Here is a 365-nt window from a genome sequence, read left to right on the forward strand (position 1 = left end):
CCAACTCTATTTTTGGAAAAAATTGCTTTGTGAGAGTTCTGGCAATTCAAACTATCGCATCAATTTCACCGTTCTCACATTTTTTACGGTATTCATCTAGTAGTTCTTTATTATTTTTGAAATCGTCAACCGTATAGGTTTTCTCATTACATCCAAATAAGAACATGGCAGTAATCAATATTAGTATTTTTTTCATATAAATTCCTTACAATCGTTGGTTAATATTAGATTAAGTTTTATTGTGTTTTATTAAAAAATCATTTACAGCTAACCTAAGTAAATCAGAAATTGTTTTCAAAGGTAACTTTGCCAAGAAATAAGATTACTATTCAAAATGGCGACATGTTTATAATAAATAAAAAAAA

Annotated in this window: 1 protein-coding gene; it reads right to left on the reverse strand. The window is 26.8% G+C overall.

Features of this window, described 5'->3' with window-relative positions:
* Window positions 1-46: 46 nt before the first annotated feature.
* Window positions 47-196: an EexN family lipoprotein gene (locus A9G30_RS12840; RefSeq protein ID WP_218057699.1), complete on the reverse strand. Its 150-nt coding sequence runs from the start codon at window positions 194-196 to the stop codon at window positions 47-49.
* Between the last annotated feature and the right edge of the window lie 169 nt (window positions 197-365).

The organism is Gilliamella sp. Fer4-1 (assembly GCF_001690515.1).
In the GTDB taxonomy this organism is placed as follows: Bacteria; Pseudomonadota; Gammaproteobacteria; order Enterobacterales; family Orbaceae; genus Gilliamella; species Gilliamella apicola_C.